General features: G+C 38.8%; 5 protein-coding genes. 2 read left to right on the top strand and 3 right to left on the bottom strand.

Annotated features, from left to right (window positions below; all coding sequences use genetic code 11):
- Positions 1 to 294 (top strand): IS200/IS605 family transposase (gene tnpA, locus G596_RS23270; protein ID WP_022763597.1); only part of this gene is annotated, 294 nt, incomplete at its 5' end.
- Between the two features lie 139 nt (positions 295 to 433).
- Here the strand turns inward: tnpA and G596_RS0120205 are convergent.
- The 3 genes from G596_RS0120205 to G596_RS0120195 form a co-directional block, all read right to left on the bottom strand.
- On the bottom strand, positions 434 to 1,564 hold the full coding sequence (locus G596_RS0120205) for a fibronectin type III domain-containing protein (protein WP_022763596.1): 1,131 nt from the start codon (positions 1,562 to 1,564) through the stop codon (positions 434 to 436).
- 185 nt (positions 1,565 to 1,749) lie between these two features.
- Complete coding sequence (locus G596_RS0120200; protein ID WP_022763595.1) at positions 1,750 to 2,088, bottom strand: hypothetical protein; 339 nt, start codon at positions 2,086 to 2,088, stop codon at positions 1,750 to 1,752.
- Between the two features lie 62 nt (positions 2,089 to 2,150).
- Positions 2,151 to 2,993: a hypothetical protein gene (locus G596_RS0120195; protein ID WP_022763594.1), complete on the bottom strand. Its 843-nt coding sequence runs from the start codon at positions 2,991 to 2,993 to the stop codon at positions 2,151 to 2,153.
- A gap of 288 nt (positions 2,994 to 3,281) precedes the next feature.
- Here G596_RS0120195 and G596_RS23265 point away from each other — a divergent pair.
- A partial coding sequence (locus G596_RS23265; RefSeq protein WP_044929260.1) for a hypothetical protein occupies positions 3,282 to 3,490 on the top strand: 209 nt, incomplete at its 3' end.

Genomic DNA, 3,490 nt, shown 5'->3' with positions numbered 1-3,490 from the left:
GAGACTGACGAGGATCACATACACATGCTTATTTCCATGCCTCCTGATGTTGCTCCGGTGAAACTGATCAACACCTTAAAGTCCCAGCTCTCTAAAGAAGTCAGGATCAAATACCGTGAACATATAGAAAAATTTCTGTGGGGAGATGCTCTTTTCTGGAGCAGGAGCTATTTTTGTGCCACAACCGGGTCCGTTTCACTTGAGACAGTGAAAAAATATATAGAAAGCCAGCGCACGGATGACCACAAAAGAAAATATGAAAGAACAGGACGATACAGCAAAGCGAAACGCTGAGGGCCAGCGATTCATCCCCCACCGACTATGTCGGAAGGAGTTTTCTCGCTGATACATCATAATTGATCCGGTTTATAAAACGAGCCCCTCATATTTTGAGGAGCTCATGCTTTTACCTTATGTGGATATCAGATGAAAGTTATTTGACCTTAACGCTCTTTGGAGTACTCCAGTTGGAATATACCTTTTCGCCTGATACTTTCTTATATGTTCTTATACGAACATAATATTTCTTTCCAGACTTAAGTTTCTTGATAGTCTTAGTCTCTGTCTTTGCCTTTGTTATAGTTACTTTCTTGACATTGGTCTTGAAATCCTTATCTGTACTGTACTGGATTTCATAGCCCTTGATTCCCTTTGCTGTCTGCTTTTTCCACTTTATGGTAATGGACTTCTTTCCTGCCTTTGGTTTCGAAAGTTTTGCGTTTTTCTGGCTCTTGTCTATCTTTTCATCTGCCTTATCACCTGCAGCACCGTCAGCTTTGTCCTTCCAAAGTGCTTTTATCGTCGTATCTTCTGTTATTGTTATAACTGCTCCTGCAGCACCCTTATCCCACTTATCAAATTCTTTATCAGTGGGTGGAGTGAACTTGTTCTCGGGAAGTGTATACTGGCTTCCTTCAGTTACAGTTACAGCATCCATAGTTCCGGTTCCACCATTCGCATCAAATGTGATTGTGCGGTTAACCTTCTGTGGTTCAGGCTGGCTTTGCGTGTTGGTGAATTCAATATCACTGATCGATGACCCTTTAGCAGTATTAGGATCTTTGGTTGCAGTTGTTCCATCTCCAAGTGTCAGATTTGTGTCACGAAGAGTTGTGTCAATACCAAGCGAATCACACTTCAGACTAGCTCCGGCTGCCATTTTTATTGTTGAATTACCATCAACTGAAAGATCCTGAATATAGTTAGTTCCTTCAAACACAAATGTAAAATCACTGCCCCAGAAACTCACATTAGATTTAGATCCACCAGTCAACTTAGGAGTATTCAAATTTTTTATGGTGAGTGTATTTGTTGCAGTCAGCGTTATACTGTCATAGGTTGTACCGTTTGCCATAAATAATACTGCATCCCCTGTTCCATCATAAAACTGACCTGAGTGAGAACTATTGCTATTTACAGTTCCATCTGTGAGGATTACATTTGTAGCGCTGGTCACTGTTTCCTGGGCCTTTACTATGCCCGCTTCCATAATCCCGGACATTGTCATAAAAGTCAGGGCAAAGGCCAGTAAAGAACATCCAATTTTTCTTATTACCTGCTTCATAGGCATTTATCTCCTTCCTAGAACATACCAAAGAGGAATGAAAGATTTCACTCCATATAAAACCTATGATAATTATTACTCTTTCAGGTAAAGAACAAATAAAACCCAGCTTAAAATATAATAAAATTATACTAAGCTGGGTCTTATATTCTTTTTTTTAGTTGTAATATGTATAAATCTTTCAATTAGTATTCAATATTATATGGTCTTACTTCTTCCACTACCCCATCTTTGCAATAGATAGTAACCTTACTTACACCTGAATATTCTGTTACACCACCACTGCTTTGACTATGAGCGTTAATCCTCCATTCATACTTGGTACGATTATCCTTCAGAAGACTTTTGTTATATCCATCGCCCATTATATCAAGCATTTCTTCTTCCCTCATGCCCAATGTTACATCTTCGTAATTGTAAAGCTGATCTCTTTTTCTGGCTGCAGGTAACGCTATTACGAGATACAAAATAGCAAAAAGCCCTACAAACGCAACAATAATTATTATTGATAAGGGACTAAACATCTAAAACTCCTTATTATCCTTTAGACTTCATCTTGATCCAAAACAGTATCTGGCAACAGTTTTCATGCTGTCGGAAGAGCATTTCCGAATTCATCGTTAAGAGTTTTTGCAAGTTCCTGGCAAGCAACTGCATCAAGTCCCGCCTTTGCCAGTTCCATTCTTGTGTTCATCTCGAATGTGATCTGGTTGGAATTCTTGCACGCTTCAAGTACGGCCTTGGCATAGCTGCTGTTTGCTGCACCCAATACCTTTTTTATCTGTGCAAGCGTAGGGATTTTTACAGCTCCTTTCTTGGGAGCAGCCTTAGGTGCTTTTTTCTCTTTCTTTTCAGGCGCGTTTTCCTTTTTTGCCGTATAGTCTGCCAGCTTATTTGTGATCATGGGCCTTCTCTTTCGAGGCTCTGATTCCTTCTTCATCTCTCCTGCTTCAGACTTTGCTACATTTTCTGATGTTTTTGCAGTCTGTTTTTTAGAAGGAGCTTTCTTCTCCTGCTTCTTTGCTGCCTTCTCCTTGGTTACCGCAGTCTTCTTTTCTTTCGTCTCAACTTCTATGTTTACCTTTTTGCGGGGCTGCCTTTTTGCAGAAGTTTTGATCCCTGTAAAAGGAGAAAGTCCTTTTATAAGAACAGCATCATCTGTATAGATTTCATATTCCTTTTCGGTTGCCGTGAGCTGACCTATGAGCATCGCCTGGGCAATGCGGAGCATGGTTTTTCCTTCTGCAGAACTATCCTTAATATCAGGAAGGAGCTTTACCTCCATATTCCTTAACATCTCATTCTGATAAGCAGACACCGGTATCGAATCGTTTGCTGATGCTATGACAATAACCCTGTCCTTAGCAGCATCCTTACTATTTAACTTATCCGGGAAATAACCCTTGCTGAGAATTATGATATGTAACATGTATGCCTCCTGATAATCTGTGCTATACTCAATAGAACAGAATTTAAATATATAATTTCTAAAGAATATCTATAAAATACAATAGCATAAATTTGCACCAAGCCAAAGAATAACATTCGATATTTATAAACTATTCTAGTTTATAAATCACAGCCAAAACTATCATACAAAATGATTAGTAGCTTTTTTTTAAACTTTTCTTAAGAAACAAAAATACTATTGAAAGCAACTTTCCGTTATTGTAAGATACTCTCCTGCACATTTTTGAGAAAAGGAAGTAATAACGATATGGAAAACCAATTGTACTCTTACGAAGAAGCATGTGAACTGATTCAGGAGAAAGGGCTTAAGATGACCACTGACCGCTATGCAGACATTGATAAAGTCTGCAAATTTGGTGACCATGGTTCAATCCTGAATGTAAACACACTGTTATATAGCAGGTATCAGTTACATGCTACAGAAAAGGATTATAACTATATAAAAAGGATGGCTGA

The sequence above is a fragment of the Butyrivibrio sp. AD3002 genome, from assembly GCF_000420905.1.
Classification (GTDB): Bacteria; Bacillota; Clostridia; order Lachnospirales; family Lachnospiraceae; genus Butyrivibrio.
The sequence above is the reverse complement of the archived record's forward strand: the minus strand, read 5'-3'. Positions and strand labels throughout refer to the sequence as shown.

Bases quoted from the DNA above. Each gene is read 5' to 3' on its own strand.
- G596_RS0120205 (WP_022763596.1), bottom strand. From the start codon at position 1,564: ATGAAGCAGGTAATAAGAAAAATTGGATGTTCTTTACTGGCCTTTGCC.
- G596_RS0120200 (WP_022763595.1), bottom strand. From the start codon at position 2,088: ATGTTTAGTCCCTTATCAATAATAATTATTGTTGCGTTTGTAGGGCTT.
- G596_RS0120195 (WP_022763594.1), bottom strand. From the start codon at position 2,993: ATGTTACATATCATAATTCTCAGCAAGGGTTATTTCCCGGATAAGTTA.